Annotated in this window: 24 protein-coding genes; 10 read left to right on the top strand and 14 right to left on the bottom strand. The window is 60.0% G+C overall.

The window, feature by feature from the left end; all coding sequences use genetic code 11:
• The first annotated feature begins 45 nt into the window (after window positions 1–45).
• Window positions 46–789 (top strand): DUF2059 domain-containing protein, encoded by a 744-nt coding sequence (locus tag PSEUDOMOFG3G_RS26625; protein ID WP_047226045.1) that lies wholly within the window; start codon window positions 46–48, stop codon window positions 787–789.
• Between the two features lie 133 nt (window positions 790–922).
• On the opposite strand, the gene PSEUDOMOFG3G_RS26620 is transcribed toward PSEUDOMOFG3G_RS26625, so the two are convergent.
• Entirely contained in the window at window positions 923–1,870 is a 948-nt protein-coding gene (locus PSEUDOMOFG3G_RS26620) for an alpha/beta hydrolase (protein ID WP_047226046.1), read from the bottom strand.
• A 107-nt stretch (window positions 1,871–1,977) separates the two neighbouring features.
• Here PSEUDOMOFG3G_RS26620 and PSEUDOMOFG3G_RS26615 point away from each other — a divergent pair, with 107 nt between their 5' ends.
• The 3 genes from PSEUDOMOFG3G_RS26615 (at window position 1,978) to PSEUDOMOFG3G_RS26605 (ending at window position 5,530) form a co-directional block, all read left to right on the top strand.
• On the top strand, window positions 1,978–2,565 hold the full coding sequence (locus PSEUDOMOFG3G_RS26615; protein WP_047226047.1) for a DUF6436 domain-containing protein: 588 nt from the start codon (window positions 1,978–1,980) through the stop codon (window positions 2,563–2,565).
• Window positions 2,566–2,674: 109 nt separating this feature from the next.
• Complete coding sequence (locus tag PSEUDOMOFG3G_RS26610) at window positions 2,675–5,083, top strand: penicillin acylase family protein (RefSeq protein ID WP_139048924.1); 2,409 nt, start codon at window positions 2,675–2,677, stop codon at window positions 5,081–5,083.
• A 105-nt stretch (window positions 5,084–5,188) separates the two neighbouring features.
• Window positions 5,189–5,530, top strand: coding sequence for a carboxymuconolactone decarboxylase family protein (locus tag PSEUDOMOFG3G_RS26605; RefSeq protein WP_139048923.1), 342 nt, complete (start codon window positions 5,189–5,191; stop codon window positions 5,528–5,530).
• 213 nt (window positions 5,531–5,743) lie between these two features.
• Here PSEUDOMOFG3G_RS26605 and PSEUDOMOFG3G_RS26600 read toward each other — a convergent pair whose 3' ends face one another.
• The 8 genes from PSEUDOMOFG3G_RS26600 to PSEUDOMOFG3G_RS26565 all read right to left on the bottom strand — a co-directional run bounded on the left by PSEUDOMOFG3G_RS26600 (window position 5,744) and on the right by PSEUDOMOFG3G_RS26565 (window position 14,933).
• Window positions 5,744–6,628 (bottom strand): ABC transporter permease subunit, encoded by an 885-nt coding sequence (locus PSEUDOMOFG3G_RS26600; protein ID WP_139048922.1) that lies wholly within the window; start codon window positions 6,626–6,628, stop codon window positions 5,744–5,746.
• Window positions 6,625–7,545: an ABC transporter permease subunit gene (locus PSEUDOMOFG3G_RS26595; RefSeq protein WP_047226051.1), complete on the bottom strand. Its 921-nt coding sequence runs from the start codon at window positions 7,543–7,545 to the stop codon at window positions 6,625–6,627. Before PSEUDOMOFG3G_RS26595 ends, PSEUDOMOFG3G_RS26600 begins: the two co-directional genes overlap by 4 nt.
• Complete coding sequence (locus tag PSEUDOMOFG3G_RS26590) at window positions 7,542–8,684, bottom strand: ABC transporter ATP-binding protein (RefSeq protein ID WP_047226052.1); 1,143 nt, start codon at window positions 8,682–8,684, stop codon at window positions 7,542–7,544. Before PSEUDOMOFG3G_RS26590 ends, PSEUDOMOFG3G_RS26595 begins: the two co-directional genes overlap by 4 nt.
• Before the next feature lie 71 nt (window positions 8,685–8,755).
• Window positions 8,756–9,823, bottom strand: coding sequence for a polyamine ABC transporter substrate-binding protein (locus PSEUDOMOFG3G_RS26585; protein ID WP_139049040.1), 1,068 nt, complete (start codon window positions 9,821–9,823; stop codon window positions 8,756–8,758).
• Between the two features lie 214 nt (window positions 9,824–10,037).
• Window positions 10,038–11,150 (bottom strand): polyamine ABC transporter substrate-binding protein, encoded by a 1,113-nt coding sequence (locus PSEUDOMOFG3G_RS26580; protein ID WP_076386499.1) that lies wholly within the window; start codon window positions 11,148–11,150, stop codon window positions 10,038–10,040.
• 181 nt (window positions 11,151–11,331) lie between these two features.
• The gene (locus PSEUDOMOFG3G_RS26575; protein ID WP_047226055.1) at window positions 11,332–12,696 is read right to left on the bottom strand and encodes an aspartate aminotransferase family protein; all 1,365 of its coding nucleotides are present in this window, start codon (window positions 12,694–12,696) and stop codon (window positions 11,332–11,334) included.
• Window positions 12,697–12,756: 60 nt separating this feature from the next.
• Window positions 12,757–14,115, bottom strand: coding sequence for a glutamine synthetase family protein (locus tag PSEUDOMOFG3G_RS26570; RefSeq protein ID WP_047226056.1), 1,359 nt, complete (start codon window positions 14,113–14,115; stop codon window positions 12,757–12,759).
• Between the two features lie 41 nt (window positions 14,116–14,156).
• Window positions 14,157–14,933 (bottom strand): gamma-glutamyl-gamma-aminobutyrate hydrolase family protein, encoded by a 777-nt coding sequence (locus tag PSEUDOMOFG3G_RS26565; RefSeq protein WP_139048921.1) that lies wholly within the window; start codon window positions 14,931–14,933, stop codon window positions 14,157–14,159.
• 278 nt (window positions 14,934–15,211) lie between these two features.
• Between PSEUDOMOFG3G_RS26565 and PSEUDOMOFG3G_RS26560 the strand changes: the two genes are divergently transcribed.
• Window positions 15,212–16,588 carry a glutamine synthetase family protein gene (locus PSEUDOMOFG3G_RS26560; RefSeq protein ID WP_047226058.1) on the top strand — a complete coding sequence of 459 codons (1,377 nt, stop codon included), beginning with the start codon at window positions 15,212–15,214 and terminating at the stop codon, window positions 16,586–16,588.
• Between the two features lie 239 nt (window positions 16,589–16,827).
• Window positions 16,828–17,463: a TetR/AcrR family transcriptional regulator gene (locus tag PSEUDOMOFG3G_RS26555; protein ID WP_139048920.1), complete on the top strand. Its 636-nt coding sequence runs from the start codon at window positions 16,828–16,830 to the stop codon at window positions 17,461–17,463.
• Between the two features lie 250 nt (window positions 17,464–17,713).
• On the opposite strand, the gene PSEUDOMOFG3G_RS26550 is transcribed toward PSEUDOMOFG3G_RS26555, so the two are convergent.
• On the bottom strand, window positions 17,714–18,352 hold the full coding sequence (locus PSEUDOMOFG3G_RS26550; RefSeq protein WP_139048919.1) for a peroxiredoxin: 639 nt from the start codon (window positions 18,350–18,352) through the stop codon (window positions 17,714–17,716).
• A gap of 334 nt (window positions 18,353–18,686) precedes the next feature.
• Here PSEUDOMOFG3G_RS26550 and PSEUDOMOFG3G_RS26545 point away from each other — a divergent pair, with 334 nt between their 5' ends.
• Window positions 18,687–19,082, top strand: coding sequence for a nucleotidyltransferase domain-containing protein (locus PSEUDOMOFG3G_RS26545; RefSeq protein WP_139048918.1), 396 nt, complete (start codon window positions 18,687–18,689; stop codon window positions 19,080–19,082).
• Window positions 19,072–19,500 carry a DUF86 domain-containing protein gene (locus PSEUDOMOFG3G_RS26540; protein WP_139048917.1) on the top strand — a complete coding sequence of 143 codons (429 nt, stop codon included), beginning with the start codon at window positions 19,072–19,074 and terminating at the stop codon, window positions 19,498–19,500. Before PSEUDOMOFG3G_RS26545 ends, PSEUDOMOFG3G_RS26540 begins: the two co-directional genes overlap by 11 nt.
• A 94-nt stretch (window positions 19,501–19,594) precedes the next feature.
• On the opposite strand, the gene PSEUDOMOFG3G_RS26535 is transcribed toward PSEUDOMOFG3G_RS26540, so the two are convergent.
• The 3 genes from PSEUDOMOFG3G_RS26535 to argE all read right to left on the bottom strand — a co-directional run bounded on the left by PSEUDOMOFG3G_RS26535 (window position 19,595) and on the right by argE (window position 23,982).
• Complete coding sequence (locus tag PSEUDOMOFG3G_RS26535; RefSeq protein ID WP_139048916.1) at window positions 19,595–20,905, bottom strand: OprD family porin; 1,311 nt, start codon at window positions 20,903–20,905, stop codon at window positions 19,595–19,597.
• A gap of 487 nt (window positions 20,906–21,392) precedes the next feature.
• On the bottom strand, window positions 21,393–22,691 hold the full coding sequence (gene argA / locus PSEUDOMOFG3G_RS26530; RefSeq protein ID WP_047226067.1) for an amino-acid N-acetyltransferase: 1,299 nt from the start codon (window positions 22,689–22,691) through the stop codon (window positions 21,393–21,395).
• Between the two features lie 133 nt (window positions 22,692–22,824).
• The gene (gene argE, locus PSEUDOMOFG3G_RS26525) at window positions 22,825–23,982 is read right to left on the bottom strand and encodes an acetylornithine deacetylase (RefSeq protein WP_047226068.1); all 1,158 of its coding nucleotides are present in this window, start codon (window positions 23,980–23,982) and stop codon (window positions 22,825–22,827) included.
• 205 nt (window positions 23,983–24,187) lie between these two features.
• On the opposite strand from argE, the gene PSEUDOMOFG3G_RS26520 reads away from it, so the two are divergent.
• Complete coding sequence (locus tag PSEUDOMOFG3G_RS26520; protein ID WP_139048915.1) at window positions 24,188–25,555, top strand: inorganic triphosphatase; 1,368 nt, start codon at window positions 24,188–24,190, stop codon at window positions 25,553–25,555.
• 112 nt (window positions 25,556–25,667) lie between these two features.
• Here the strand turns inward: PSEUDOMOFG3G_RS26520 and PSEUDOMOFG3G_RS26515 are convergent, their stop codons facing one another.
• A complete protein-coding gene (locus PSEUDOMOFG3G_RS26515; RefSeq protein WP_047226070.1) occupies window positions 25,668–26,138 on the bottom strand; it encodes an Lrp/AsnC family transcriptional regulator in 471 nt (156 codons plus the stop codon).
• 125 nt (window positions 26,139–26,263) lie between these two features.
• Between PSEUDOMOFG3G_RS26515 and PSEUDOMOFG3G_RS26510 the strand changes: the two genes are divergently transcribed.
• A complete protein-coding gene (locus tag PSEUDOMOFG3G_RS26510) occupies window positions 26,264–26,596 on the top strand; it encodes a hypothetical protein (protein WP_139048914.1) in 333 nt (110 codons plus the stop codon).
• Window positions 26,597–26,603: the final 7 nt, after the last annotated feature.

Below are 26,603 nucleotides of genomic sequence, written 5' to 3'. Positions count from 1 at the left end.
TCCCCACACCCCACGGAGAATAGTCGGCTGCTGACAGGAGTCCCTATGCGCCGTTTGCTTTTCTCATTGTTGATGTTCTGTGCGTTGCCCGCCTGGGCAGACAGCTACGACCAGTTGTACAAGGTCGCCGGCTGGCCGGAACAACGGGCGCATTTCAATGACGCCTTGAGCGCCGCGCAGCAGCGTTACCAGAGCAGCCTGCCACCGGCAGTGTTCCAGGCACTGGTCAACAACAGCAATCAACGCTTTGCCCCCCAGGCCATGGACCAGCGGGCCGAGGCGCAATTGCGCAAGAACCTCACCGACCCAGCCCCGGCCCTGAGTTTTTTTCAGTCGCCCCTGGGCCGCAAAGTCGTGGCAGCCGAGCTGCTGGCGACCCGTCGCGACCAATTGGCGAAGAACGCCAAGGGCCTGCCGAAGATGCAAGTCAGTGACAACCGCCTATTGATCATCGGCCATCTGGCCCAGTCCCTGCCCGCCCGCGAGGCCGGCGCCGAAGTCAGCCTGGCGATCGCCGGCGTGGCGGCGGACAGCCTGAGCTCGATGATCCCCGGCCTGCTGGGTGCTGGCCAGGCCCAGGGCATGCTGAACGGTCAGCGCCAGCGTCTGATGGAGCAGATCGGCGCGGACTTGAACAACACGCTGCTGTACGTCTACCGCGACCTGACGGACACCGAGCTGGAGGAGTTCGCCACCTTCGCCGAGTCGGCTGAGGGCCAGGCTTATTATCAAGCGGCCTTGGCAGCGATTCGGGCGGGGTTGGCGGTGGGGCAGACTCTCGGGCAATAGATAGATCTTCAGCGCCCCTGACACCGTTATCGCGAGCAGGCTCGCTCCCACAGGGTGTTTGAGTGAACTCAGATTTTGTGATCGTCGAAAAACCAGTGTGGGAGCGAGCCTGCTCGCGATAGCAATAGCCCGGTCAGCGCCGAACCCGGCTCATCCGCTTCGTCAGAAATCCAAACATCTCCTGCCGCATCGCCAGCGCCTCATTCGCCAGGTGATGCCGACCTTCGGGCAACATCAGAACCTGGGGCCGATCGAACTTGCTGCGCAACACTTGCAGGTTATGCGCCCAATCCACCGTCATGTCCGCCTGGCCCTGCACGATCAAGGGCTGGCGCGGGCTGCTCGGGGCGACTTCGATACGCTTGATCCATTGCCCCAACGCTCCGACCCACGCGGTGGGCAGGCGCAGCGGTTGCAACGGGTCGGCTTGCAGGAATGGCAGGAAGTCCGGGTCGGTAGAGTTCTCGCTGAAACGTCGGGCGATGCCGGTTACAAAGGGTTTGAGCAAGTAGTAACTCAGGCGCGACCAGCCCCAGGCCCGCGGCCGCACCAAGGGCGACAGCAGTATGACCTGACCTTGGGCCGGGCTGTGCTGGCCCTGGTTGAGCACGTGATCAACCACGATGGCCCCTCCGGTGCTTTGTCCGCACAGATGCCAGGGTTGCGGCAGTTCCAGCGTCCCGGCCTCGGTCAGCAGGCCTTGCAACGTGGCCTGGTACTCGGCGAAATCACCGATGCTGGCGCGTTCGCCACTGGACAGGCCGTGGCCCGGCAGGTCGCAGGCGATCACGGCGAATTTCTGCTCCAGCGCCCACTCGATCAAGTGCCGGTACAACCCCATATGGTCGTAATAGCCGTGGAACAGAAACAGCGTCGCTAGCGCTTTTTCCGGCCACCAGACCTGACCGACCAACTCATATCCGTCTATCTCGAAACGCCCCAGGCCCTTGCGCAACGTGCGGTGGGGGAAATCCAGGCCGTAGAACCGCTGATAAGCCAGCGCCTGCGCAGACAGCGGCTGCCACTGAGCCAAAGGTTGCAGGCTGGCACGCAGGTGATCGGGGTCGAAACTGACGGGCATAGGATTTCCACATAAAAGCGCAACGCGCGAAACAGACTTTGTAGGCCTGCGATATTCATCTGTCGCGCCAGGCATGGCAAGCTACGCGGCCTCAGAGGATCGACTCCATGCGCCCGTCCCACCGAACGACCTTGCTTGCCAGCTTGCTTGCCCTCGGGTGCGCCGCCGTGTTGTGGATCGCCTACGACTGGTTTCAGGGCCGCTTTCTGCGAGCGTTCAGTGAACACACGGCGGTATTTTCCGGCGACCCTTTGCGCCTCCCCCCCGGCCTGGCCGGCCCTGGCCCGATCCGTCTGGTGCATTTCTGGGATCCCGCCTGCCCATGTAACGTCGGCAACCAACAGCACCTTTCCGAGCTGGTGGAGAAATACGCCCCCCAAGGTGTCGAGTTTTATGCAGTCCAAAAAACCGGCAGTCAGGGCCAATTGCCGACCACGCTGAGCAGCCTCAAACCGCTTTCGGTGCTCCCCGGCTCAAGCCAGATTCCCGCCAGTCCGGCAGTAGCGATCTGGGATCGCAGCGGCAAACTGGCGTACTTCGGCCCCTACAGCGAAGGCCTGACCTGCAATTCGAGCAACAGCTTCATCGAGCCGATTCTCGAGGCCCTGAGCAGCGGCCGGGCGGTGAATGCGACCCACACGCTGGCGGTAGGGTGTTATTGCCCGTGGGGGCAGGACACATCCGCCAAAGAATAGGCCGCAGGGAAAATCCCCCAAGCAAGGATACGCAGACACCCGGCGGCATGTTAAACATGGGAATAAACAGCGAAACCATGGGACCGCTGTCACTCAATAAGGATTTAGCATGAAACGCACCCTCATCGCCTTCCTGTCATTGGTCGTCACCGCCATCATCGTCGCGGGCGGCTACCTCTACAGCAAGCAGCCCACCCGCCAGGGCACGGTGCAGCTGCAAGGTCTGCAAGGCTCGGTGACCGTGCGCTACGACGAACGCGGCGTGCCGCATATCCGTGCTGAAAACGAAACCGACCTGTACCGCGCCCTGGGTTATGTCCATGCCCAGGACCGGCTGTTTCAAATGGAGATCATGCGCCGCCTCGCCCGTGGCGAACTGGCCGAGGTACTCGGGCCGAAGCTGCTCGACACCGACAAACTGATGCGCAGCCTGCGCATTCGCGAACGCGCCGCGACCTATCTGACGGAACAGGACCCACAGTCCCCGGCCTGGATCGCGATGCAGGCGTACCTGGATGGCATCAACCGCTACCAGGAAACCCACGCCAGACCGGTGGAGTTCGATGTGCTGGGCATCCCCAAGCGTCCTTTCACCGCAGAGGACACCGTGAGCATTGCCGGCTACATGGCCTACAGCTTTGCGGCCGCGTTTCGCACCGAGCCGCTTTTGACTTACGTGCGCGATCAACTGGGCAGCGACTACCTGAACATTTTCGACCTCGACTGGCAGCCCAATGGCGTGCTGGCCGAGACTCGCAAGAGCGGCCTGCCCCTGGCCGCCGCCGACTGGAAAGACCTCAACGCCCTGGCCCGTCTCAGTGAACAGGCCCTGGCCGAAAACGGCCTGCCGCAGTTCGAAGGCAGCAACGCCTGGGCGGTCTCCGGCAGCCGCACCCACAGCGGCAAACCGTTGCTGGCGGGCGACCCGCATATTCGCTTTTCCGCGCCGTCGGTGTGGTACGAGGCGCACCTGTCGGCCCCGGGTTTCGAGCTTTACGGGCATTACCAGGCGCTGATGCCCTTTGCGACGCTGGGCATGAACAAGGATTTCGGCTGGAGCGTCACGATGTTCCAGAACGACGACCTGGACCTGATCGTCGAACGGGTCAACCCGGATAATCCCGAGCAGGTCTGGTATCGCGACCAATGGGTGGACATGACCCGCAGCGAACAACAGATCGCAGTCAAGGGCCAGGCGCCGGTGACGCTGCAGCTGCGCCAGTCGCCCCATGGTCCGATCGTCAACGACGCCCTCGGCGCCCACGCCGGCAAGACCCCCATCGCCATGTGGTGGGGGTTCCTGGAAAGCCGCAACCCGATCCTCGAAGCCTTCTACCAGCTCAATCGCGCCGACACCCTGACCAAGGCTCGCAGCGCGTCAGCCAAGATCCACGCGCCAGGGCTGAATGTGGTGTGGGCCAACGCCAAGGGCGATATCGGCTGGTGGGCCGCGGCGCAATTGCCCAAGCGGCCGGCCGGCGTGAAGCCCGGTTTCATGCTCGATGGCGGCAGCGCAGAGGCGCAGAAGGAGGGTTTCTACCCCTTCAGCAGCAACCCCCAGGAAGAAAACCCGGCGCGAGGCTACATCGTGTCCGCCAATTTCCAGCCGGTATCGGCCAGCGGCATGGAAATTCCGGGTTATTACAACCTTGCCGACCGCGGCCAGAAACTCAACCTCCAACTGGGCGACAAGCAGGCCAAGTGGGACATCGAGACCACACGTGAACTGCAACTGGGCACCACCACCCCCTACGGCCGGCGCTTGCTCGCGCCTTTGCTACCGGTGCTGCGTAACGAGGTCAGCGACCCCCAGGAACGCAAATGGGTGGAGCAACTGGCCCAATGGCAGGGCGACTATCCGCTGGGCTCCATCAGCGCCACACTGTTCAACCAGTTCCTCTTCAACCTGGCCGACGCCGCGCTGCACGATGAATTGGGCGACGAGCTCTTCGAAACCGCGCTGTCGACCCGAGTGATCGACGCCGCGCTGCCACGTCTGGCGGCATCAGAGGATTCGCCCTGGTGGGACGATCGCACCACCCCGGGCAAGGAGACCCGTGTCGACACGGTGATGAGCGCTTGGGGCAAGAGCCTGGCGCACCTCAAGGCCACCTTCGGTGACGATGCCAGCCAATGGCAATGGGGCAAGGCGCACACCCTCACCCATGGTCATCCACTGGGCCTGCAAAAGCCGCTGGACCGGATCTTCAACGTCGGCCCCTTTGCTGCACCCGGCACCCATGAAGTGCCCAATAACCTCTCGGCCAAAATCGGCCCGGCGCCCTGGCCAGTGACCTATGGCCCTTCCACCCGGCGCATCATCGATTTCGCCGATCCGGCCCACAGCGTCACCGTCAACCCCGTCGGCCAAAGCGGCGTGCCGTTCGACCCGCATTACGCGGATCAGGCCGAGTCTTACATCGAAGGGCTGTACTACCAGGCGCATCTGGCCGAAATAGAAGTGATGGCCAATACCCGCAGCACCTTGAAGCTGCTGCCGGTCGGGGCCGAACCCTGAGCCCAGTGGCGGGCAGCGCTGTTCATCAATCAACAGGCTTGGACGCTATTTATGGTCAAGACTGGAAGGGTTTAACAACTACCCCCTCTTTATGGAGTCAACCCCATGTTCATCAACTGGTCCGAGCTGCTGCCTACCATCAAAAGTGCCTTCGGCGCCCTGGGCAAAAGCAATCCGAAAATGGTCAAGGCCTACATGGCCCTGGATGAAGCCGCGGCCGAAAACAACGTGCTGGATGCCAAGACCCGGGAGCTGATCTCCATCGCCGTGGCGATCACGACCCGCTGTGACGGCTGCATCGGCGTGCATACCGATGCAGCCATCAAGGCCGGCGCCACCCGCGAAGAGATCGCCGCCACCCTGGCCACTGCGGTTTCGCTGAATGCCGGCGCGGCGTATATCTACTCCCTGCGGGCGCTGGAAGCGCATGATGCGTTGAAGAAGTGAGAGGCGATCACTGAGATCTTCATTTACTGCTACGCCGCTATCGCGAGCAGGCTCGCTCCCACATTGGACTTGGGCCTGACCCCGGATTTGTGGGCAACAAAAAGACCTGTGGGAGCGGGCTTGCTCGCGATAGCGGACTGACATTCAACCTCTTCGTCGACTGTCACACCGCTTGCGCGAGCAAGCCCGCTCCAACAGTGACTCAGCGTCCGGTCAGACCGGCGCGGCTGCCCGGCGCGGGTCTGGCTGTTTCCAGGAGTCGGCGGCGCTTTCTTCGATAGCTTGCTGGATCGCCCGCTTGCGGTTTTCTTCGGCGCGGCGGCTGAAGTACCAGACCAGGAAAGTCACCAACGATACGGCCAGCAGGATCAGGCTCGCCACGGCATTGATTTCCGGTTTGACCCCCAGGCGTACCGCCGAGAACACTTCCATCGGCAAGGTTGTCGAGCCCGGGCCGGAGACGAAACTCGCCAGCACCAGATCGTCCAGCGACAAGGCGAACGACATCATGCCCCCCGCCGCCAGCGATGGCGCGATCATCGGGATGGTGATCAGGAAGAACACCTTCCACGGCCGCGCCCCCAGGTCCATGGCCGCTTCTTCGATGGACAGGTCCAGTTCACGCAAGCGTGCCGAGACCACCACCGCCACATAGGCCGAGCAGAACGTGGTGTGGGCGATCCAGATCGTGACCAAGCCACGCTCCTGGGGCCAGCCGATCATCTGCGCCATCGCCACGAACAGCAGCAACAACGACAGACCGGTGATCACTTCCGGCATCACCAGTGGTGCGGTGACCAGGCCGCCGAACAGCGTGCGGCCCTTGAAATGAGTAATACGGGTCAACACGAAGGCCGCCAGTGTACCCAGGGCCACCGCGGCGATCGCCGTATAGCAGGCGATTTCCAGCGAGCGCACCACCGAGCCCATCAACTGGCTGTTGTCCAGCAGACCGACGTACCACTTGATCGACCAGCCGCCCCACACCGTCACCAGTTTCGAAGCGTTGAAGGAGTAAATCACCAGGATCAGCATTGGCGCATAGATGAACAGCAGACCCAGCACCAGCATCAGGCTTGAAAAACTGAAGCGCTTCATTCCTTGCCCTCCATTTCTTTGGCCTGACTGCGGTTGAACAGGATGATGGGCACGATCAGGATCGCCAGCATCACCACTGCCAGCGCGGACGCCACCGGCCAGTCACGGTTGTTGAAGAATTCCTGCCACAGCACTTTGCCGATCATCAGGGTTTCCGGGCCACCCAGCAGTTCCGGGATCACGAACTCGCCCACCACCGGGATGAATACCAGCATGCAGCCGGCGATGATGCCGTTCTTGGACAGCGGCACGGTGATTTTCCAGAAACTGTTGAAGGTGCTCGACCCCAGGTCGGACGCCGCTTCCAGCAGGCTCGGGTCATGCTTCACCAGGTTGGCGTAGAGCGGCAGGATCATGAACGGCAGGTACGAGTAGACGATGCCGATGTAGACCGCCAGGTTGGTGTTGAGGATCTGCAGCGGTTCGCTGATCCAGCCCATGCTCATCAAAAAGCCGTTGAGCAGACCGTTGTTGCTGAGGATGCCCATCCACGCATAGACGCGGATCAGGATCGCGGTCCAGGTCGGCATCATGATCAGCAGCAGGAGCACCGTTTGCAGGTCCGGGCGGGCCTTGGCGATGGCATAGGCCATCGGGTAGCCGATCAGCAGGCACAAGACGGTGCTGATCAGGGCCATCTTCAGCGAGCCGAGGTAGGCGGCGATGTACAGATCATCTTCGCTGAGCAGCACATAGTTACTGAAGTTGAGCAGCACCTGCAGCTTCTGGTCGATGTAGCTGTAGATCTCGGTGTACGGCGGAATGGCCACGTCGGCTTCGGCAAAACTGATCTTCAGGACGATGAAGAACGGCAGCATGAAGAACAGGAACAGCCAAATGAAGGGCACCCCGATGACCAGTTGACGGCCACCGGGCGTTATTCGGTCGAGTCGGCGTTTGAATTTGCGCATGTTCATGAGCGAAGCACCACGCCGCTGTCGTCTTCCCACCACACAAATACCTGGTCGCCCCAGGTCGGACGCTGACCCCGGCGCTCGGCGTTGGCGACAAAGGACTGCACCAGCTTGCCGCTCGGCAATTCGACGTAGAACACCGAATGGCCGCCCAGGTAGGCGATGTCATGGACCTTGCCGCTGGACCAGTTGTGCTCGCAGTCCGGCTGCTCGGCGGTGACCAGCAGTTTTTCCGGGCGGATGGCGTAGGTGACCGATTTGTCCTGCACCGAGGTACTGATGCCGTGGCCCACGTAGATGTTGCGGTCCAGGTCCTTGCAAGTCAGCACCGCGTGGCCTTCGGCGTCGTCCACCACTTCGGTCTCGAAGATGTTGACGTTGCCGATGAACTCGCAGACCAGCCGGCTGGTGGGGGTTTCGTAGATGTCGATCGGGCTGCCGATCTGGGCGATCCAGCCCAGGTGCATGATCGCGATGCGCTCGGCCATGGTCATGGCCTCTTCCTGATCGTGGGTCACCATGACGCAGGTTACGCCGACCCGCTCGATGATCTCGACCAGCTCAAGCTGCATCTGCGAGCGCAGCTTCTTGTCCAAGGCCCCCATCGGTTCGTCGAGCAGCAACAGCTTGGGCCGCTTGGCCAAGGAACGGGCCAGGGCCACACGTTGACGCTGGCCGCCGGAGAGCTGATGCGGCTTGCGCTTGGCGTACTGGCTCATCTGCACCAGCTTGAGCATTTCGGCCACGCGGGCGTCGATCTCGGCTTTCGGGATTTTGTCCTGCTGCAGGCCGAAAGCAATGTTCTGCGCCACGGTCATGTGGGGGAACAAGGCGTAGGACTGGAACATCATGTTGATCGGCCGCTCATAGGGCGGCATGTCGGTGATGTCTACACCGTCGAGGAAAATGCGCCCCTCCGTGGGCCGTTCGAAACCCGCCAGCATGCGGAGCAAGGTGGATTTGCCCGATCCCGAACCGCCGAGCAGGGCGAAGATTTCGCCTTTCTTGATTTCCAGGGACACATCGTCCACGGCAATCGTCTCGTCGAACTTTTTCGTGACCCGGTCGATTTTGACCAACACCTGCTTGGGTGTCTGGTCGCCCTCGAGGGCTTTCTTATAGGCGCCGGAGGCAACTGCCATTTACGAAACTCCCACAAAATTTGCAGCTCGCCCTGCGCGGACGAGCCTTGGAATAGTTAAAGCGCTTGACGCTATTTGCCTGACTTGACCCTGGTCCAACTGCGGGTCATGACGCGCTGGATCTTGGGCGGCAGCTCGGAGTTGACGTACAGCTTGTCAATGACCGCTTGCGGTGGGTAAACCGCTTCGTCGGTGCGCACCTGCTGGTCCATCAACTCGCCGGCCTTGGGATTGGGGTTCGCATAGCCGACGGCGTCACTGACTTGGGCGATCACCTCAGGCTTGAGCAAATAGTTGATGAAGGCGTGGGCTTCTTTGACGTTGGAGGAATCGCGCGGGATCGCCAGCATGTCGAACCAGAGGTTGGCGCCTTCCTTGGGAATCACATAAGCGATCTCGATGCCCTTTTTCGCTTCTTCAGCACGTTCGCGGGCCTGGAAGATGTCACCGGAGAAACCGGCAGCCACGCAGATCTCGCCATTGGCCAGATCGGAGATGTATTTGGAAGAGTTGAAGTAGGTGACGTAAGGCCGGATCTTGAGAAGTTGAGCCTCGGCCTTCTTGTAGTCTTCAGGGTTCTGGCTGTTGGGGTCCAGGCCCAGGTAATTGAGCATCGCCGGGATCATCTCGTCGCCCGAATCGAGGAACGAAACGCCACAGCTGGAGAGTTTCTTGATGTTTTCCGGTTCGAACAGCATGGCCCACGAGTCGATCTTGTCGACGCCCAGCGCAGCCTTGACCTTCTCGACGTTGTAGCCGATGCCGTTGGTGCCCCACAGATAAGGCACGGCGTACTGATTGCCCGGATCATTCTTTTCCAGGCGCTTGAGCAGCACCGGGTCCAGGTTGGCGTAGTTGCTCAACTGCGACTTGTCGAGTTTCTGGAACGCCCCGGCCTTGATCTGCTTGCCCAGAAAATGGTTGGACGGCACGACCACGTCGTAGCCGGTACGACCGGCCAGCAGTTTTCCTTCCAGGGTTTCGTTGGAGTCGAAGACGTCGTACACCGGTTTGATCCCCGTGGCCTTTTCAAAGTCCGCCAGGGTGGTCTCGCCGATGTAATCCGACCAGTTATAAATATGCACGGTGGAGGCAGCCTGGACGCTGACGGCAAGCGTCAGTCCGGCACCGATCAGCATGGCATTGCGTAACAAAGAAAAAACAGGCACGTGGAGGTCCTCTTAAATAGTTGGGCCCAAGTTGCCCCCGTTACCTGGCAGCGATGTGCCCTGCAACAAAACCGGCGCGCAACTTACCCTCGATAAACCGATCCAGCAAAACTTTTAGTCATTTAATTATTCCCGTTGCCGCCGCCGCGATGCCGACGACAACAGGAAGATGCCTCAGACCGGCTTATTTGCCAGACTTGATCTTGGTCCAGCTGCGGGTGATCAGACGCAACGTGCCGGCATCCAGATCACTGATTGCATACAGCTGCTTCTTCACTTCGTCAGACGGGTAGATGCTCGGATCGCTGGTGATGTCCTTGTCCACCAGTGGCGTGGCCGCCTTGTTGCCGTTCGGGAAACGTACGGCGTTGGTGATTTCAGCCATGATCTGCGGCTGCATCAGGAAGTTCATGAACTTGTAGGCGGATTCGACGTTCTCGGCGTCCTTGGGAATGGCGACCATGTCGTAGAAAGTGCCGGCGCCTTCTTTTGGAATGACGTAGCTGAGCTTGACCTTGTCTCCCGCTTCCTTGGCGCGCTCCTTGGACTGCTCCAGGTCGCCGGAGTAGCCCACGGCCACGCAGATGTTGCCGTTGGCCAGGTCCGAGATGTATTTGGAGGAGTGGAAATAGGCAACCGAAGGACGAATCTTCAGGAACAGGTCTTCAGCGGCCTTCAGGTCGGCCTTGTCCTTGCTGTCGGTCGGCTTGCCCAGGTAATGCAGTGCCGCCGGGATCATTTCGGTCGGTGCATCGAGGAAGCTCACGCCGCAGCTCTTGAGCTTGGCCATGTTTTCCGGTTTGAACACCACGTCCCACGAATCGATCTTGTCGATACCCAGTGCGGCCTTGACCTTCTCCGGGTTGTAGCCAATACCGATGGAGCCCCACATGTAGGGGAAGGCATATTTGTTGCCCTTGTCGCTGGCATCGCCCACGGCCTTGAGCAGGTCGGTGTCCAGGTTCTTCCAGTCCGGCAGCTTGGACTTGTCCAGCTCCTGGTAAACACCGGCCTTGATCTGCTTGGCCAGGAAGTTGTTCGACGGCACCACGATGTCATAACCGGACTTGCCCGCCAGCAACTTGGCTTCCAGGGTCTCGTTGCTGTCGAACACGTCGTAGACGACCTTGATCCCCGTCTCTTTCTCGAACTTGGCGACCGTGTCCGGTGCAATGTAATCGGACCAGTTATAGACGTGCAGCACTTTGTCGTCCGCCTGAACAGCACTCGCCATCACGCCCGTCAGGGACATGGCGAGGAGGGTCTTGCCAGCCATCTTCATACCTAATGTCTTCATGCCTAATGCCTTCATGAAAAATGCTCCAGTTATTCTTCTTAGCCGTCGTTCAGTAGCCGGCTCGCGGGCAACTTGAACAGCCGGTAGTCTGGCAAGTTACAGGCCAGCCTTTCAACAAAAGCCCAGCCTTTTGTTTACGCTGGACGAGGCCCGTACGGGCGCCTCGCTCAGAGCCTAGCACTTAGCCTTGCAACGCACTGAGCGTCAGGTCCAGGCAGTGCCGCGCCTTGGTCACCAGTTCATCGATCTCGGCCTTGCTGATCACCAGCGGCGGCGCAATGATCATGGTGTCACCCACGGCGCGCATGATCAGCCCGTTATCAAAACAGAACTGCCGGCAGATCATGCCCACGCCCCTGCCTTCGTAGCGCTTGCGCGTGGCCTTGTCCTGAACCAGTTCAATCGCCCCCAGCAAGCCGACACCGCGTACCTCACCCACCAGCGGATGATCGTTCAGTTCCCGCAGGCGCTGTTGCAAATAGGGTGCCGTTTCGCCATGAACACGCTCGACGATCTTTTCGTCGCGCAGAATGCGGATGTTTTCCAAGGCCACCGCAGCGGCTACCGGGTGACCGGAATAGGTAAACCCGTGGTTGAAGTCGCCGCCTTCGTTGAGCACAGCCACGACATCGTCGCGCACGATCAGGCCGCCCATGGGGATGTAACCGGAGGTCAGGCCCTTGGCGATGGTCATCATGTGGGGTTTCAACCCGTAATGATCGGTACCGAACCACTCACCGGTGCGACCGAAACCACAGATCACTTCATCGGCCACGAACAGGATGTCGTACTTGGCGAGGATTTCCTTCATGCGCGGCCAGTAGCTGTCCGGCGGCACGATGACTCCGCCCGCGCCCTGGATCGGCTCGGCGATGAAGGCACCGACATTGTCCACGCCGATTTCCAGGATCTTTTCTTCCAGCTGGTTGGCCGCCCATACGCCGAACTCTTCCGGGCTCATGTCGCCGCCCTCGCCGAACCAGTACGGTTGGGCGATGTGGACAATGCCGGGGATCGGCAGGTCGCCCTGCTCGTGCATGTACGTCATGCCGCCCAGGCTCGCGCCGGCCACGGTCGAACCGTGATAACCGTTCTTGCGGCTGATGATGACTTTTTTGTTCGGCTGGCCCTTGATCGCCCAGTAGTGGCGGACCATGCGCAGCATGGTGTCGTTGCCTTCGGAGCCGGAGCCGGTGAAGAACACGTGGTTCATGCCTTCAGGGGCGATGTCGGCGATGGCTTTGGACAATTCCAGCACCGGCGGGTGAGCGGTCTGGAAGAACAGATTGTAGTACGGCAGCTCGCGCATCTGCTGACTGGCGGCGTCGGCCAGTTCGTCGCGGCCGTAGCCGACGGCCACGCACCAGAGGCCGGCCATGCCATCGAGGATCTTGTTGCCTTCACTGTCCCACAGGTAAACGCCCTTGGCGTGGGTGATGATGCGCGGGCCTTTCTCTTTGAGCTGCTTGAAGTCGCTGAATGGCGCCAGGTGGTGATCGTTGCTCAGGGCCTGCCATTTACGGGTTTGCGGATTGTTGCCGGTCATGCGAATTCTCCTTGTAGATCGGTGGGGACGGAACTGCCTGAAGCAGTCCCGCCCGGCGCTTCAGACGGCAAAGAGCAGGAATTCCCGCTCCCACGAACTGATGACGCGCTTGAAGTTTTCATGCTCGGCCCGCTTGACCGCGACGTAGCCTGTGATGAATTTCTTGCCCAGGTATTTCTCGATGGTGGCGCTGTTTTCCATGCGCTCGAGGGCATCTTCGATGGTCAGTGGCAGGCGCAGGTTGCGACGTTCATACCCTCGCCCCACCACCGGCGCGCTCGGGTTGATGCCTTCGACCATGCCGATGTAGCCGCACAACAGGCTGGCGGCGATCGCCAAGTACGGGTTGGCGTCGGCGCCCGGCAAACGGTTTTCCACCCGACGGTTCTGCGGCCCGGCTTCCGGCACGCGCAGGCCCACGGTGCGGTTCTCTTCACCCCATTCCACGTTCACCGGCGCCGACGTATCCGGCAGGAAGCGGCGGAACGAGTTCACGTTGGGGGCAAACAGCGGCAGCAGCTCGGGGATGAACTTCTGCAGACCTCCAATGTGATTCAGGAACAGCGTGCTCATGGTCCCGTCTTCATTGGAAAAGACGTTCTTGCCGGTGTCTTTGTCGATGATGCTCTGGTGCAGGTGCATCGCACTGCCGGGCTCGCCGGTCATGGGCTTGGCCATGAAAGTGGCGGCAACGTTGTGCTTGAGCGCCGCCTCGCGCATGGTGCGCTTGAACACCAGGATCTGGTCGGCCAGGGACAAGGCGTCGCCGTGACGGAAATTGATCTCCATCTGCGCCGTGCCGTCCTCATGGATCAGCGTGTCGAGGTCCAGCTCCTGCAGTTCGCACCAGTCGTAGACATCTTCGAACAACGGGTCGAATTCGTTGGCCGCTTCGATCGAGAACGACTGACGGCCGGTTTCCGGGCGACCGGAGCGGCCAATGGGCGGCTGCAACGGGAAGTCCGGGTCGTCGCTGCGCTTGGTCAGGTAGAACTCCATTTCCGGCGCGACGATCGGCTGCCAGCCCTTGTCGGCATAGAGCTTGAGCACTTTCTTGAGCACGTTGCGCGGCGACAGTTCGATGGGATTGCCATGCTTGTCGTAGGAGTCGTGGATAACCTGGGCGGTGGGCTCGATGGCCCAGGGCACAAGGAACACTGCGTTTTCGTCCGGGCGGCACATCATGTCGATGTCGGCAGGGTCGAGCAGTTCGTAATAGATGTCGTCTTCGACATAGTCGCCCGTAACGGTCTGGAGCAGAACGCTCTCGGGCAGGCGCATGCCTTTTTCGGCAATGAACTTGTTGGTCGGCGAAATCTTGCCCCGGGTGATGCCGGTCAGGTCGCCAATCATGCATTCGACTTCTGTGATCTTATGGTCTTTCAACCAATCGGTGAGCTGGTCGAGGTTGTTACTCATAAATGCCTCTAGGCGTGAGTTTCCTGGCTGCTATTTAGTAGTCAGGCGTTGTTTGACGCATCGGCGTCGCGTTGTGTTGCCCTTGCCCGGCAGGCATCGCCAAATGCCTGGAAAATCGCAAGGTAGTACGGGTTGGAGCTTACCTCCCATTCAGGGTGCCATTGCACACCTAAAGCAAAAGCCTTGCCTCCTGGCACCGAAACAGCCTCGATCAGGCCATCCGGCGCCACCGCTTCGGCCTGCAACCCAGGTGCCAGACGCTCGATACCCTGGCTATGGATCGAATTGACCTGAATCGCCAGCGGCAGCCCCAGCCCTGCCAGAATACCGCCAGGCTGGATATGCACGGCGTGGGCAGGACCGTATTGGACATCCACCGCTTGAGTGTCGTCTTCACGATGATCGATGAACGTTCCGACTTCATGAACTTTCTGATGCAGGCTGCCGCCAAAGGCTACGTTCATCTCCTGGAACCCACGGCAGATACCCAGCACCGGGATGCCGGCCGCTACAGCGGCGCGGATCAACGGCAGGGTGGTGGCATCCCGTGCAGGATCATGAGCAGTGCCCGGCGCGCTGGCGGAGCCCTGATAGTGAAAAGGTTCTACATTAGAAGGAGAGCCGGTAAAAAGAATGCCGTCCAGGGCGTCCAGAATATCGGACGGCGGGAACAGATCCGCCAGGGACGGAATCAGTACTGGCAAGCCCTTGGCGGCTGTCGCGACAGCCCGGGAATATTTATCGCCACTGACGTGATACGCATGCAGACCCATCTGCCTGGAGCAGGTGGTGACGCCGATTAACGGCAGGCGAGACATGAAGCACCCCGGTATTATTGCTGTTATGGGTTTGAATCGAGCTTAGCCTTGTTCATTTTTTTACACAACACCCCCGTAAAAAATACAACACGGCCCGCTCAAGCCTGCGGGCGCCACCGCCCTCAAAGGGAAAAAAACGCCCCAAATTGCCTCAAAAAAGCCCCGCAGGTGCTTTTTTAGAGCAAAAAAGGCCCAGCTTGACTTCGGCATGCCGTTCGGGTTGACTGGGTTTAGAAGAGATCAATGATTGATATTTTTAACAACAAAGGTGTTGCATCATGTCGGTACCCCCGCGTGCCGTTCAGCTTAACGAAGCGAACGCGTTCCTTAAGGAACATCCTGAGGTTCTGTACGTTGACCTTCTGATTGCGGATATGAATGGTGTGGTGCGCGGCAAGCGCATTGAACGCACCAGCCTCCACAAGGTTTACGAGAAAGGCATCAACCTGCCGGCCTCTTTATTTGCCCTGGATATCAATGGCTCCACGGTGGAAAGCACCGGCCTGGGCCTGGACATCGGCGACGCTGACCGGATCTGTTATCCAATCCCTGACACCCTGTGCAACGAGCCCTGGCAGAAGCGCCCTACCGCGCAACTGCTAATGACCATGCACGAACTTGAAGGTGACCCTTTCTTCGCCGACCCTCGCGAAGTCCTGCGCCAGGTCGTGACCAAGTTCGATGAGCTGGGCCTGACCATCTGCGCGGCATTCGAACTGGAGTTCTACCTGATCGACCAGGAGAACGTGAATGGACGCCCACAACCGCCCCGCTCGCCGATCTCCGGCAAACGCCCGCACTCGACACAGGTCTACCTGATCGACGACCTCGACGAATACGTCGATTGCCTCCAGGACATTCTGGAGGGAGCCAAGGAGCAAGGCATTCCCGCCGATGCCATCGTCAAGGAAAGTGCCCCGGCGCAGTTCGAAGTGAACCTGCACCACGTGGCCGACCCGATCAAGGCCTGCGACTACGCGGTACTGCTCAAGCGCCTGATCAAGAACATCGCCTACGACCATGAAATGGACACTACCTTCATGGCCAAGCCGTATCCGGGCCAGGCGGGCAATGGCCTGCACGTCCACATTTCGATCCTGGATAAAGATGGCAAGAATATTTTTGCCAGCGAGGATCCCGAGCAGAACGCCGCACTGCGTCACGCGATCGGCGGTGTGCTCGAGACCCTGCCGGCGCAGATGGCTTTCCTCTGCCCGAACGTGAACTCCTACCGTCGCTTCGGCGCACAGTTCTACGTGCCGAACTCGCCAACCTGGGGCCTGGACAACCGCACCGTGGCCCTGCGCGTACCTACCGGCTCCGCCGATGCGGTGCGTCTGGAACACCGCGTGGCCGGCGCCGACGCCAACCCGTATCTGCTGATGGCCGCCGTACTGGCTGGCGTGCACCATGGCCTGGTCAACAAGATCGAGCCCGGTGCGCCGGTGGAAGGCAACAGCTACGAGCAGAACGAGCAAAGCCTGCCGAACAACCTGCGCGATGCCCTGCGCGAGCTGGACGACAGCGAAGTCATGGCCAAGTACATCGATCCGAAATACATCGATATCTTCGTGGCCTGCAAGGAAAGCGAGCTGGAGGAGTTCGAACACTCCATCTCCGACCTTGAGTACAACTGGTACCTGCATACCGTGTAAGCGGGTTGCAGTAAAAAAACGCCGCAGGCCTTCGAGGCTGCGGCGTTTTTTTATGCCTTGGGGTGGATGGCCGCCTTCGGCGGATCGCGAGCAGGCTCGCTCCCACAGGGAACTGTGGTGAGCATGATTAACTGACCACCAAAGATCCAATGTGGGAGCGAGCTTGCTCGCGATGACGGCCTTGAAGACAACACTGAACCCGGCTCGTACAATGCCCGGCAGCCCCGCAGGAGACACCGATGACGCGCACCGCCACCCCTCGCAAGCCTCGCGCCCGCAGCCAGGCCCGGATCGACTCGATTCTCGATGCCGCCCGCACGCTGCTTGCTGCCGAAGGCGTGGCCAGCCTGTCGATCTACAGCGTCGCCGAACGTGCCGGGATCCCGCCCTCCTCGGTGTATCACTTCTTCGCCAGCGTCCCGGCCCTGCTGCAAGGGCTGACCGCCGACGTCCACGCGGCCTTTCGCGCCTGCCTGCAAGTGCCGATCGATCATGCGCGACTGAACCACTGGCACGACCTGTCGCGGCAGGTGGAGCAACGCATGCTGACCATCTACAGCCAGGACGCCGCCGCCCGCCAACTGATCCTGGCCCAACATGGCCTGACTGAAGTCATCCAGGCCGACCGTCAGCACGATCTCGAACTCGGCGAATTGTTGCACAAGCTCTTCGCTCGCCATTTCGAACTGCCGGCACTGCCCCATGACGTTGATGTGTTCGCCCTGGCCATGGAACTGGGCGACCGCGTCTACGCGCGCTCGGTGCAGCAACACGGCCAGATCACCCCGCGCATGGCCGAAGAAGGCATGCGGGTGTTCGATGCTTACCTGGGGTTGTATCTGCCGCCGTATTTGCCCAAGCGTGAGAGCGTCTGACGCGACCTCAACGCTTCAAGCGGTGGGCGCCCGTAGCGGCGGCGACAGGGCGCAGATCCTTTTGATGAGGGGCGCGCAAAACCCGCTCGCCCACCTTAGAAAAGCCTTCTAAACGCCCGATTCCTTGACGCACAGAGCCCTCCTGTGGGAGAGCCCTCCTGCTCGCGATGGCGTCGGATCTGCCAGTGGCGATGTCGACTGATAGACCGCTATCGCGAGCAGGCTCGCTCCCACAGGTTTTGCGTTTGCCTTAGCGATTGGGCTGCGGGGTGAGGCGCAGGTAAGGCTTCACGGCGCGATAACCTTTCGGGAAACGCTGTTTGATTTCGTCCTCATCCTTGAGCGATGGCACGATTACCACTTCATCGCCATCCTGCCAATTGGCCGGTGTGGCCACCTTGTAGTTGTCGGTCAGTTGCAATGAGTCGATCACCCGCAGGATCTCGTTGAAATTGCGCCCGGTGCTGGCCGGATACGTGATAGTCAGGCGGATTTTCTTGTTCGGATCGATCACGAACAGGGAGCGCACGGTCAGCGTGTCACTGGCGTTGGGGTGGATCAGGTCATACAGGTCAGACACCTTGCGGTCGGCGTCGGCCAGGATCGGGAAATTGACCACCGCATTCTGGGTTTCGTTGATGTCCTCGATCCACTTGTGGTGCGAGTCCACCGGGTCTACCGATAGCGCGATGGCCTTGACGCCGCGCTTGTCGAATTCCCCCTTGAGGTTGGCGGTCAAGCCCAGCTCAGTGGTGCATACCGGGGTGAAGTCCGCCGGGTGGGAAAACAACACACCCCAGCTATCACCGAGCCATTCGTGGAAGCGAATCTTGCCGGCGCTGGAATCCTGTTCGAAGTCGGGGGCGATGTCGCCGAGTCTGAGGCTCATGGTGCGGCTCCTGGTTGGTTGTTGTGGGGGTCAACTGTGCACCGGTTTTCATTGCTTTAAAAAGAATGAATGCCCATTTGTTTAGATCATTAGAAAATATAAAAAACTGTTCACTGGCACCATGACGCATAGCGGCCCAAGATCATTTCCGAGGTTTCGAGAAGGCCTCGAGTTATTGAAAGAGGAGAAGATTCGGGGAAGGCTACAGGGGTGGGCCAGACCCGAAACGCAAAAGCCCCGCCCGGCGTATAGCCGGGCGGGGCTTTTTTTGTTTTGTACCCACACTGCGGAAATTATTGACGCGATTTCAGGACGAGCGGCTAGGATAGGCAGCATGAACATTCAAGCCTTGCTGACTCATCTGCAAAACCATCTTCCTGGACTGCTGGCGGTTTACCTGTTCGGTAGCCATGCACAGGGCACCGCCGGGCCTGACAGTGATGTCGATATTGCTGTGCTTTTGTCCGGCGAAGTCGATCCTGTGTCGTTGTGGCAGCTTTCAGGTGACTTGGCGGATATCGCGGGCAGTCCGGTGGATCTGATTGATTTACGCGGGGCAACAACCGTCATGCAATACCAGATCGTGACCCGAGGCCAGAGACTCTGGGCCAGAGACGTACGGGCGGGTTTGTTCGAGTGTTTTATCCTCAGCGAAAAAACCGCTCTCGATGAGGCTCGGGCGGGATTGCTCAAGGATATTCAGGAAGAAGGCAGCGTGTATGGCCGATGACGTACTGATCAATAAAGCAGCGAGTATCGAGCGTTGCGTCGCCAGGGTACGGGAGGAGTACGAGAAAGATCCCGCTACGTTTGCCACCGATTTCACTCGCCAGGATTCGGCAGTCCTGAACATCCAGCGTGCGTGCGAAGCGGCACTGGATATGGGACAGCATTTGATTCGACGTGAGCGATTGGGTGTCCCGCAAAGTGCCCGCGATACATTCGAGTTGCTTTTTCAAGGAGGCTGGGTGGAAGAAGGTCTGGTGAAAAACCTGAAGAACATGGTGGGTTTCAGGAATATCGCCGTGCATGACTACCAAGCCCTGCAATTGCCGATCATGGTTGCGATCATTACCGGACATCTGGACGATTTTCTGGCATTCAGTGCGTTCATCCTGCGTAAAGATGCGACGGAGTCTGCACGATAGCGAAGGGACCGCTTAAAAATCCTCCCGCCTCCCCAGAAACGCAAAAGCCCCGCCCGGCGTGCTGCCGGGCGGGGCTTTTTTACTTCGCTACGTCTTACATGAAGTTGTAAGTGTAGTTGAAGATCAGGCGAGTTTGATCCCGGTCGGCGAGACCGGTACCGCTGCCACGGTAGGAACCGTGACGCACAGTGGTACCGAAACCTTTCAGAGGACCTTGCTGGACAACGTAGTCCAGGCGCAAGTCACGCTCCCATTCCGAGGAGTCGCTGCCGCCCGAGGCGGATTTGATGTCGTCACCATGGAGGTAAGAGATCGAGGCTTTCAGGCCCGGGGCACCCAGCGAAGCGAAGTCATAGGAGTACTGACCGAAGGTCGTGTTCTCGCCTGCGCGGACAAACTGGTGGATCATGCTGTCGGTGAACAGGTAGAAGCTCGCACCACCGGCCCCTTCGTTAGCCAGACTGCCTTGGTTCATGTAGACAAAACCACCGTCATCACCGACTTGCTGATGGCCCAACAGGAAGGCACTGCCACCCAGGGTATAGGTGAACATGGCGCTCCAGGTTTTGTTATCGACCTCACCGGGGTTCTTGGCATAACCACCGTTGTTGCTGAACTCGTAACCCGCCTCACCGTTACGACCATCCGAGCTGCTGTCGAAGTAACGCAGGTCAGTCTTGAACGATTGGTTTTCGCTGATCGGAAAAACGTGTACCGCGCCCAGGAAGTGCTGCTTGTAATAGTCCTGCAGGTTGGCGTAGTAGTACTGCAGGGTCAGGTCCTTGGTGACCTTCCAGTCGGCACCGCCGTAACGGAACTGGTTGCTCTCCTGGGTACCCCCGTCCACTGCCAGACCAGTGCTGTTGCTTGATGCACGGCCCGTGGCATGCTCCAGCTGACCGGCGTTGAAAGTTACACCGTCGATCTCCTTGGAGGTGATGGTGCCACCTTCAAAGGTCTGTGGCAGGAGACGAGCATCGTTCGCGATCAGGATCGGCAGGTTAGGCGCCAATGCACCACCTACATGAGCCTCGGTCTTCGAGAAGAGCGCTTTCACATTAGCTGACAGACGGCTCCAGTTATGCACGGCCGAACCATCGGTGTCGCTTGGAACAAAAGAATTGTTATTGGGGTGGTGACCTTTGCCGCCATCCAGATGTATACCTACCAGCGCCTGGGCATCAATACCAAAACCCACGACCCCTTGGGTGAAGCCAGACTTGTAGTCAAACTTCAGGCCAGTGGCCGTCTCACGTTGGTCGGCACCGCCTTCGCGGTGATCGTTATCGAAGTACATTGTACGAGAACTGACAGACGCCTTGCTGTCCTCGATAAAACCCGCGGCGCCTGCCTGCTGCGCCAGAACCCCAACGGCCACAGCCAGGGCCAAGGTGGACTTGTTCATGCTTCGCTCCTCTCGTTTTCTAATTCTTGTGTGTCTTTGGTTCCGGGTCGAACGCCCGGAATCCGCGGATGCGTGATTAGCGCCAGACCGTGACTGGCAAGTCAATCGTAAGCATTTGTGATTACGACCATCGTCTAACCCCGCGACACCGGCCCGCAGAATAATGGTTTGTTTATAAATCTAAAAAGAATTGTTTCATAAGTTTTCAGCTCATTTGGAAATATCACCGCCATCAAAGCGTCATCCAACCGTGACATGGCATATCGGCCAGTCTGTGAATTACTGAATATTTTTATTGATAGCGATTCTGCACTGTGGCGATCGTGGGAAACGCAGCCGGCTTCCATGCATTCCAAGTGCAGCACTCATGGACAAAACAGCGTAGCTGCGATCTTGATGGATTCCAGCCTGACGGATCATTGTCTGGAATCAAGAAGGTCGCAGCTACGCGGTTCACTCCGATGTGCGGCTCCCCCAGGCAGGACGCCTAGAGGGCTTTTTCGAAGATTTTCGAGTTGCGCTGATAGTTGTACAGCGATGCCCGCGCCGCTGGCAGGCGCTCGACACTGCTGGGCTCAAAGCCCCGCTCGCGGAACCAATGGGCCGTACGGGTGGTGAGTACGAAGAGAGTCTTGAGCCCTTTGGCCCGAGCCCGGGTTTCGATCCGCTCCAGCAGCTCATCGCCACGACCGCCGTGGCGGTATTCCGGATTCACCGCCAGGCACGCCAGCTCCCCGGCATCCGAATCGGCGATCTGGTAAAGCGCCGCGCAGGCGATGATCATGCCTTCGCGTTCGACCACGCTGAACTGCTCAATCTCACGCTCCAGCACTTCGCGGGAACGACGCACCAGAATCCCCTGTTCTTCCAGCGGGCTGATCAGGTCCAGCAAACCGCCGACATCCTCGATGGCCGCTTCGCGCACCACCTCGAATTGTTCCTGGGCCACCAGCGTACCGCTGCCATCGCGGGTAAACAGTTCGGCCAGCAACGCACCGTCTTCGACATAGCTGACGATATGACTGCGCGCCACACCGCCGCGACAGGCCTGGGCCGCCGCATCCAGCAGCTCGGCCTGATAGTCGCTGCCCAGCCGTTGCATGTGAGCCGGGACCTGTTGCGGGCGCAACTCGCGCACTAAACGACCGTCTTCGCCGATCAGCCCCTGCTCGGCACCGAACAGCAGCAGTTTGTCGGCTGCCAGGTCGATGGCCGCCCGGGTCGCCACGTCTTCGCAGGCGAGGTTGAAAATCTCCCCGGTCGGCGAATAGCCCAATGGTGACAGCAGGACGATGGAGCGTTCGTCCAGCAGGCGATTGATGCCCTTGCGATCGACCCGACGGACTTCGCCGGTGTGGTGATAATCCACACCTTCCAGTACGCCGATGGGCCGTGCCGTCACCAGGTTGCCGCTGGCGACCCGCAGGCGCGAACCCTGCATCGGCGAGGACGCCATGTCCATCGACAGGCGCGCTTCAATGGCGATGCGCAGCTGGCCGACAGCGTCGATCACGCATTCCAGGGTTGCAGCGTCGGTGATGCGCATACCGTGGTGGTAATGGGGCGTCAGGCCCCGCGCGGCGAGGCGGGTTTCGATCTGTGGACGCGAACCATGAACCAGCACCAGACGCACGCCAAGGCTGTGCAGCAGCACCAGGTCATGGACGATGTTGCCGAAGTTCGGATGTTCCACACCATCGCCGGGCAGCATGACGATGAAGGTGCAATCGCGGTGGGCGTTGATGTAGGGCGAAGCGTGACGAAGCCAATTGACGTATTCGGGCATGAACCTGGGCCTGTAAATAAATAGCAGCCGAAAAAAGACGAAACGGAACGCACAGCGGGCTGATGGTTATCGTCGGAACAGGCTTGGCGACACGCGCGCTCTCCTCATGAATACGGGCCCGGATGTGGGCAATTTAGCCGGCCGTGGCCGGTGTCAGGCAGTAATGTTCGATCAGTTGCCGCAATAGCTGCACGGTAGGTTGCAAACGTGACATTTCAAGGTACTCGCCCGGTTGGTGGGCACAGGCGATATCGCCGGGGCCAAGTACCAGGGTTTCGCAGCCAAGACGCTGAAGATAAGGCGCTTCGGTGCCAAACGCCACTGCTTCGGCACGATGGCCGGTGAGTCGCTCGGCCACTCGCACCAGTTCGCAGTCTTCGGCCTGCTCGAAGGGGGGCACTTCGGGGAACAGCGGTGCGTAGTCGATCTTGACTTTATGGCGCTCGGCGATGGGATTGAGTTTCTGCTGGATCGCCGCCCGCAAGACATTCGGGTCCATGCCGGGCAATGGCCGCAGGTCGAACTCCATGGAGCACTGGCCGCAAATCCGGTTGGGGTTATCGCCACCGTGGATGCAGCCGAAATTCAGGGTTGGCTGTGGCACGGTGAATTGCGGGTTACGAAATTCGCGCTGCCATTGCAGGCGCAGGCCACGCAACTCGCCCATGGCGTCGTGCATCGCTTCAAGGGCGCTGTGACCCAGGCTCGGGTCGGAGGAATGACCGCTGCGCCCGAGAATGTCGATGCGCTCCATCATGATGCCTTTGTGCATCCGAATCGGCTTGAGGCCGGTCGGCTCGCCGATCACCGCCGCACGCCCCAACGGCCTTCCGGCATCGGCCAGGGCACGGGCGCCGGCCATGGAGCTTTCTTCGTCGCAAGTGGCCAGGATCAGCAAGGGCTGCTTGAACGGTTGCTCCAGCAAGGGCTTGACCGCTTCGATGGCGAGGGCGAAAAAACCCTTCATGTCGCAACTGCCCAGGCCAACCCAACGGCCATCGACCTCGGTGAGCTTCAGCGGATCGGTCTGCCACAACTGGCCGTCGAACGGCACCGTGTCGCTGTGCCCGGCCAGTACCAGGCCTCCGGGACCGCTGCCGAAACTGGCCAGCAAATTGAACTTGCCGGGGCTGACCTGCTGGATATCGCAGGAGAACCCCAGATCGGCGAGCCAGCCCGCCAACAGCTCGATCACGGCGCTGTTGGACTGGTCCAGCCCAGGTTGGGTACAACTGACCGAAGGCGCGGCGATCAGGGCAGCGAACTGATCTTTCAGGGTGGGCAAAGGCATCGCTGGCTCCGGACTTACAAATTGATGTCCATCATAGAACCATCTTGCGCGAGTGTCCTGTCTCACCAAAAAGGAACAGTATTGGTGAGACAGGACACTCCCATAAACCGCCGCGGCGCGTAGAACGGATGAGTCCTGTACACTGCACGGCCTTGGCAGCCACACCTTCCCCCGGCTGCGCACCCGATCCCTGGATTTTCCGGCCATGCAGAAAGAAACCGAAATCAAACTCCGCGTCAGCCGCGAGACCCTGGCAGCCTTGCGCGAGCACCCATTGCTCAAGAAACGCAACAAAAGCGGCTGGGAACGCCACGAACTGATGAACCAGTATTTCGACACGCCAGAGCGTGACCTGGCCGGGGCCAAGGTCGCCCTGCGCCTGCGTCGCGACGGCGAAGAGGTGATCCAGACCCTCAAGACTCGCGGCCAGAGCATCGCCGGCCTGTCCGAGCGCAACGAGTACGACTGGCACCTGCCTAAAGCCAAGCTCGACCTGAAGAAACTCGATGGCGAATGCTGGCCAGAGGCGTTGGCCGAACTGGACAAGAAAACCCTCAAGGCCATCTTCACCACCGATTTCGTTCGTGAACGCGCGGAAATCGCCTGGGGCCGCGGCAAAAGCAAAGTGGTCATCGAGGCCGCGCTGGACCTGGGCCACGTCGTGGTCGGCAAGCAGAAGGAAGAAATCTGCGAGCTGGAGCTGGAATTGCGCGAAGGTGAACCCGCTGCCCTGCTGGAACTGGCCGCCGAGCTGGCCGCGACCCTGCCCTTGATGCCGTGTGATATCAGCAAGGCCGAGCGTGGTTATCGCCTGCATGATGCGAACAGCTATGCCCTGAGTCTGCCGGCCCCGCAATTGACCGCCGAGATGCCACTCGATGATGCCTTTGCCGCGCTGAGTTGGCATTTGCTGAGCAGCAGCCAGCGTCTGGCCGAACAGTATCGTTTTAACGGCCACTGGCGCCTGCTGCAGGACTGGGTGGAAAACCTGGCCGAATTGCGCGCCCTGCTCAGCAGCCTCGGCCAGGCCGCACCACGCCAATCAACGCATGACTTGCGCGTCGCCCTGGACGCACTGCTGGAAGACTGGCGCCCGTTGGTCCAGGCCGGCCTGGATGACGAAGACGTGCGCAAGGCCGCGCCGGAACAGTTCCTTGAAGAGCTGCAAGACCCGCGCTGGGGCCAATTCTCCCTCAACACTTCACGCTGGCTGCTGGCCCGCAGCTGGGCCGCCGAGCGCAACACCCGCGGCAATCGCCAGGGTGCCGCCCAACTGGCTAGCTGGCTGCCGCGCCTGCTGGGCGAAGAGTCCTCGTCGCTGCAACTGCAACGCTATCAGCAACAGCCGGAAGACCTGGCCGAACAACTGCCGCGCATCGAACGCATCCAGGCCTGGCTGCACCACGCCCGCCATGTGCTGGAAATCCCGGAAATGGACCGCCTCTACGGTGAGCTGAACAAACTGGCGCAACTGGCCAACGAACCGATTACCGAAGAAGCCCTGGACGCGCGCAAGCAACAGGCGATCGCGGTTTATCAGAATCGGGCCTGGAAGACTTTGTTGCGCCTGTAACATCGCCATCGCGAGCGGGCTCGCTCCCACAGTGGATCTTCGGCGAACAGAGATCCCATGTGGGAGCGAGCCTGCTCGCGATGGGGGCAGCACAAACACCGCAAAAACAAGCTCAGCGCACCACCGGCAAACTCGTCGTCGATTTGATCTCCGACAGCGCCACAATCGAGTTCACTTCCTGGATCCCCGGCACCATCGACAGCTTTTCGAAAAAGAAACGCTCATACGCCTCGATGTCCGCCGTGACGATGCGCAGCAGGAAATCCACCGATCCCATCAGCACGTAGCATTCCAGCACCTCGGGGAAGCCGCGAATGGCTTCGGTGAACTCGGTGAAGTTCGAACGTCCGTGCGCGTTGAGTTTGATTTCGGCGAATATCTGCGTGTTCAGGCCGATTTTCTTGCGATCAAGCAAGGTTACCTGACCGCGAATAATCCCCTCCTCCTTCATCCGTTGAATCCGCCGCCAGCAGGGTGATTGGGACAAGCCCACCTGTTCGGCGATCTGCGCGCTGGACAGCGAAGCATCCTCTTGCAACAGCGCCAGGATCCTGCGGTCGTAGCCGTCCAACTCTCCGTGCATAAATAAACCTCTTCTAGACTTAATCCTGAATCATACGATTCACCAGATCTGAATAATCATTCATATTAGATAAGAAATACCCCGTCGCGCATGTAAATATTTCTCCACATCCACGGAGACTGTCCATGCCCTCTCTCGAAGCCGTCACCCCCAACCGACCCGATGTCTGGCACGCCCAGAACGGCCATTGTCGCGCCCACTACTATCTGCGGGCCGAAGCCGAACCGGATCTGCTGTGCCGGGCGCTGAATCTGTTTGCCTTGCAAGGCCTGACACCCCGGCAGGTCCACGTCGAACGCGACGCCGATCTGCTGTCGATGGAGATCCTCATGGACGGGTTGAGCTGGCACCGTGCCCAAGTGCTTGCTGAAAAATTACGTAACCTGATCAGCGTGTGTTCCGTGGACCTGCAAGACGCTGACAGTGCGCGCCTTGAGCCGGCCCAGGCGGCAGGCTGAACGGCTG

The organism is Pseudomonas sp. FG-3G (assembly GCF_901007645.1).
GTDB lineage: Bacteria > Pseudomonadota > Gammaproteobacteria > Pseudomonadales > Pseudomonadaceae > Aquipseudomonas > Aquipseudomonas rhizophila.
Note: the sequence above shows the minus strand (reverse complement) of the source record. Positions and strands in the feature narration are given on the sequence as shown.

Excerpts from the sequence above, each read along its gene's own strand:
- PSEUDOMOFG3G_RS26625 (WP_047226045.1), top strand. The coding sequence starts at position 46 with ATGCGCCGTTTGCTTTTCTCATTGTTGATGTTCTGTGCGTTGCCCGCC.
- PSEUDOMOFG3G_RS26620 (WP_047226046.1), bottom strand. The coding sequence starts at position 1,870 with ATGCCCGTCAGTTTCGACCCCGATCACCTGCGTGCCAGCCTGCAACCT.
- PSEUDOMOFG3G_RS26615 (WP_047226047.1), top strand. The coding sequence starts at position 1,978 with ATGCGCCCGTCCCACCGAACGACCTTGCTTGCCAGCTTGCTTGCCCTC.
- PSEUDOMOFG3G_RS26610 (WP_139048924.1), top strand. The coding sequence starts at position 2,675 with ATGAAACGCACCCTCATCGCCTTCCTGTCATTGGTCGTCACCGCCATC.
- PSEUDOMOFG3G_RS26605 (WP_139048923.1), top strand. The coding sequence starts at position 5,189 with ATGTTCATCAACTGGTCCGAGCTGCTGCCTACCATCAAAAGTGCCTTC.
- PSEUDOMOFG3G_RS26600 (WP_139048922.1), bottom strand. The coding sequence starts at position 6,628 with ATGAAGCGCTTCAGTTTTTCAAGCCTGATGCTGGTGCTGGGTCTGCTG.
- PSEUDOMOFG3G_RS26595 (WP_047226051.1), bottom strand. The coding sequence starts at position 7,545 with ATGAACATGCGCAAATTCAAACGCCGACTCGACCGAATAACGCCCGGT.
- PSEUDOMOFG3G_RS26590 (WP_047226052.1), bottom strand. The coding sequence starts at position 8,684 with ATGGCAGTTGCCTCCGGCGCCTATAAGAAAGCCCTCGAGGGCGACCAG.
- PSEUDOMOFG3G_RS26585 (WP_139049040.1), bottom strand. The coding sequence starts at position 9,823 with ATGCTGATCGGTGCCGGACTGACGCTTGCCGTCAGCGTCCAGGCTGCC.
- PSEUDOMOFG3G_RS26580 (WP_076386499.1), bottom strand. The coding sequence starts at position 11,150 with ATGAAGACATTAGGTATGAAGATGGCTGGCAAGACCCTCCTCGCCATG.
- PSEUDOMOFG3G_RS26575 (WP_047226055.1), bottom strand. The coding sequence starts at position 12,696 with ATGACCGGCAACAATCCGCAAACCCGTAAATGGCAGGCCCTGAGCAAC.
- PSEUDOMOFG3G_RS26570 (WP_047226056.1), bottom strand. The coding sequence starts at position 14,115 with ATGAGTAACAACCTCGACCAGCTCACCGATTGGTTGAAAGACCATAAG.
- PSEUDOMOFG3G_RS26565 (WP_139048921.1), bottom strand. The coding sequence starts at position 14,933 with ATGTCTCGCCTGCCGTTAATCGGCGTCACCACCTGCTCCAGGCAGATG.
- PSEUDOMOFG3G_RS26560 (WP_047226058.1), top strand. The coding sequence starts at position 15,212 with ATGTCGGTACCCCCGCGTGCCGTTCAGCTTAACGAAGCGAACGCGTTC.
- PSEUDOMOFG3G_RS26555 (WP_139048920.1), top strand. The coding sequence starts at position 16,828 with ATGACGCGCACCGCCACCCCTCGCAAGCCTCGCGCCCGCAGCCAGGCC.
- PSEUDOMOFG3G_RS26550 (WP_139048919.1), bottom strand. The coding sequence starts at position 18,352 with ATGAGCCTCAGACTCGGCGACATCGCCCCCGACTTCGAACAGGATTCC.
- PSEUDOMOFG3G_RS26545 (WP_139048918.1), top strand. The coding sequence starts at position 18,687 with ATGAACATTCAAGCCTTGCTGACTCATCTGCAAAACCATCTTCCTGGA.
- PSEUDOMOFG3G_RS26540 (WP_139048917.1), top strand. The coding sequence starts at position 19,072 with ATGGCCGATGACGTACTGATCAATAAAGCAGCGAGTATCGAGCGTTGC.
- PSEUDOMOFG3G_RS26535 (WP_139048916.1), bottom strand. The coding sequence starts at position 20,905 with ATGAACAAGTCCACCTTGGCCCTGGCTGTGGCCGTTGGGGTTCTGGCG.
- argA (WP_047226067.1), bottom strand. The coding sequence starts at position 22,691 with ATGCCCGAATACGTCAATTGGCTTCGTCACGCTTCGCCCTACATCAAC.
- argE (WP_047226068.1), bottom strand. The coding sequence starts at position 23,982 with ATGCCTTTGCCCACCCTGAAAGATCAGTTCGCTGCCCTGATCGCCGCG.
- PSEUDOMOFG3G_RS26520 (WP_139048915.1), top strand. The coding sequence starts at position 24,188 with ATGCAGAAAGAAACCGAAATCAAACTCCGCGTCAGCCGCGAGACCCTG.
- PSEUDOMOFG3G_RS26515 (WP_047226070.1), bottom strand. The coding sequence starts at position 26,138 with ATGCACGGAGAGTTGGACGGCTACGACCGCAGGATCCTGGCGCTGTTG.
- PSEUDOMOFG3G_RS26510 (WP_139048914.1), top strand. The coding sequence starts at position 26,264 with ATGCCCTCTCTCGAAGCCGTCACCCCCAACCGACCCGATGTCTGGCAC.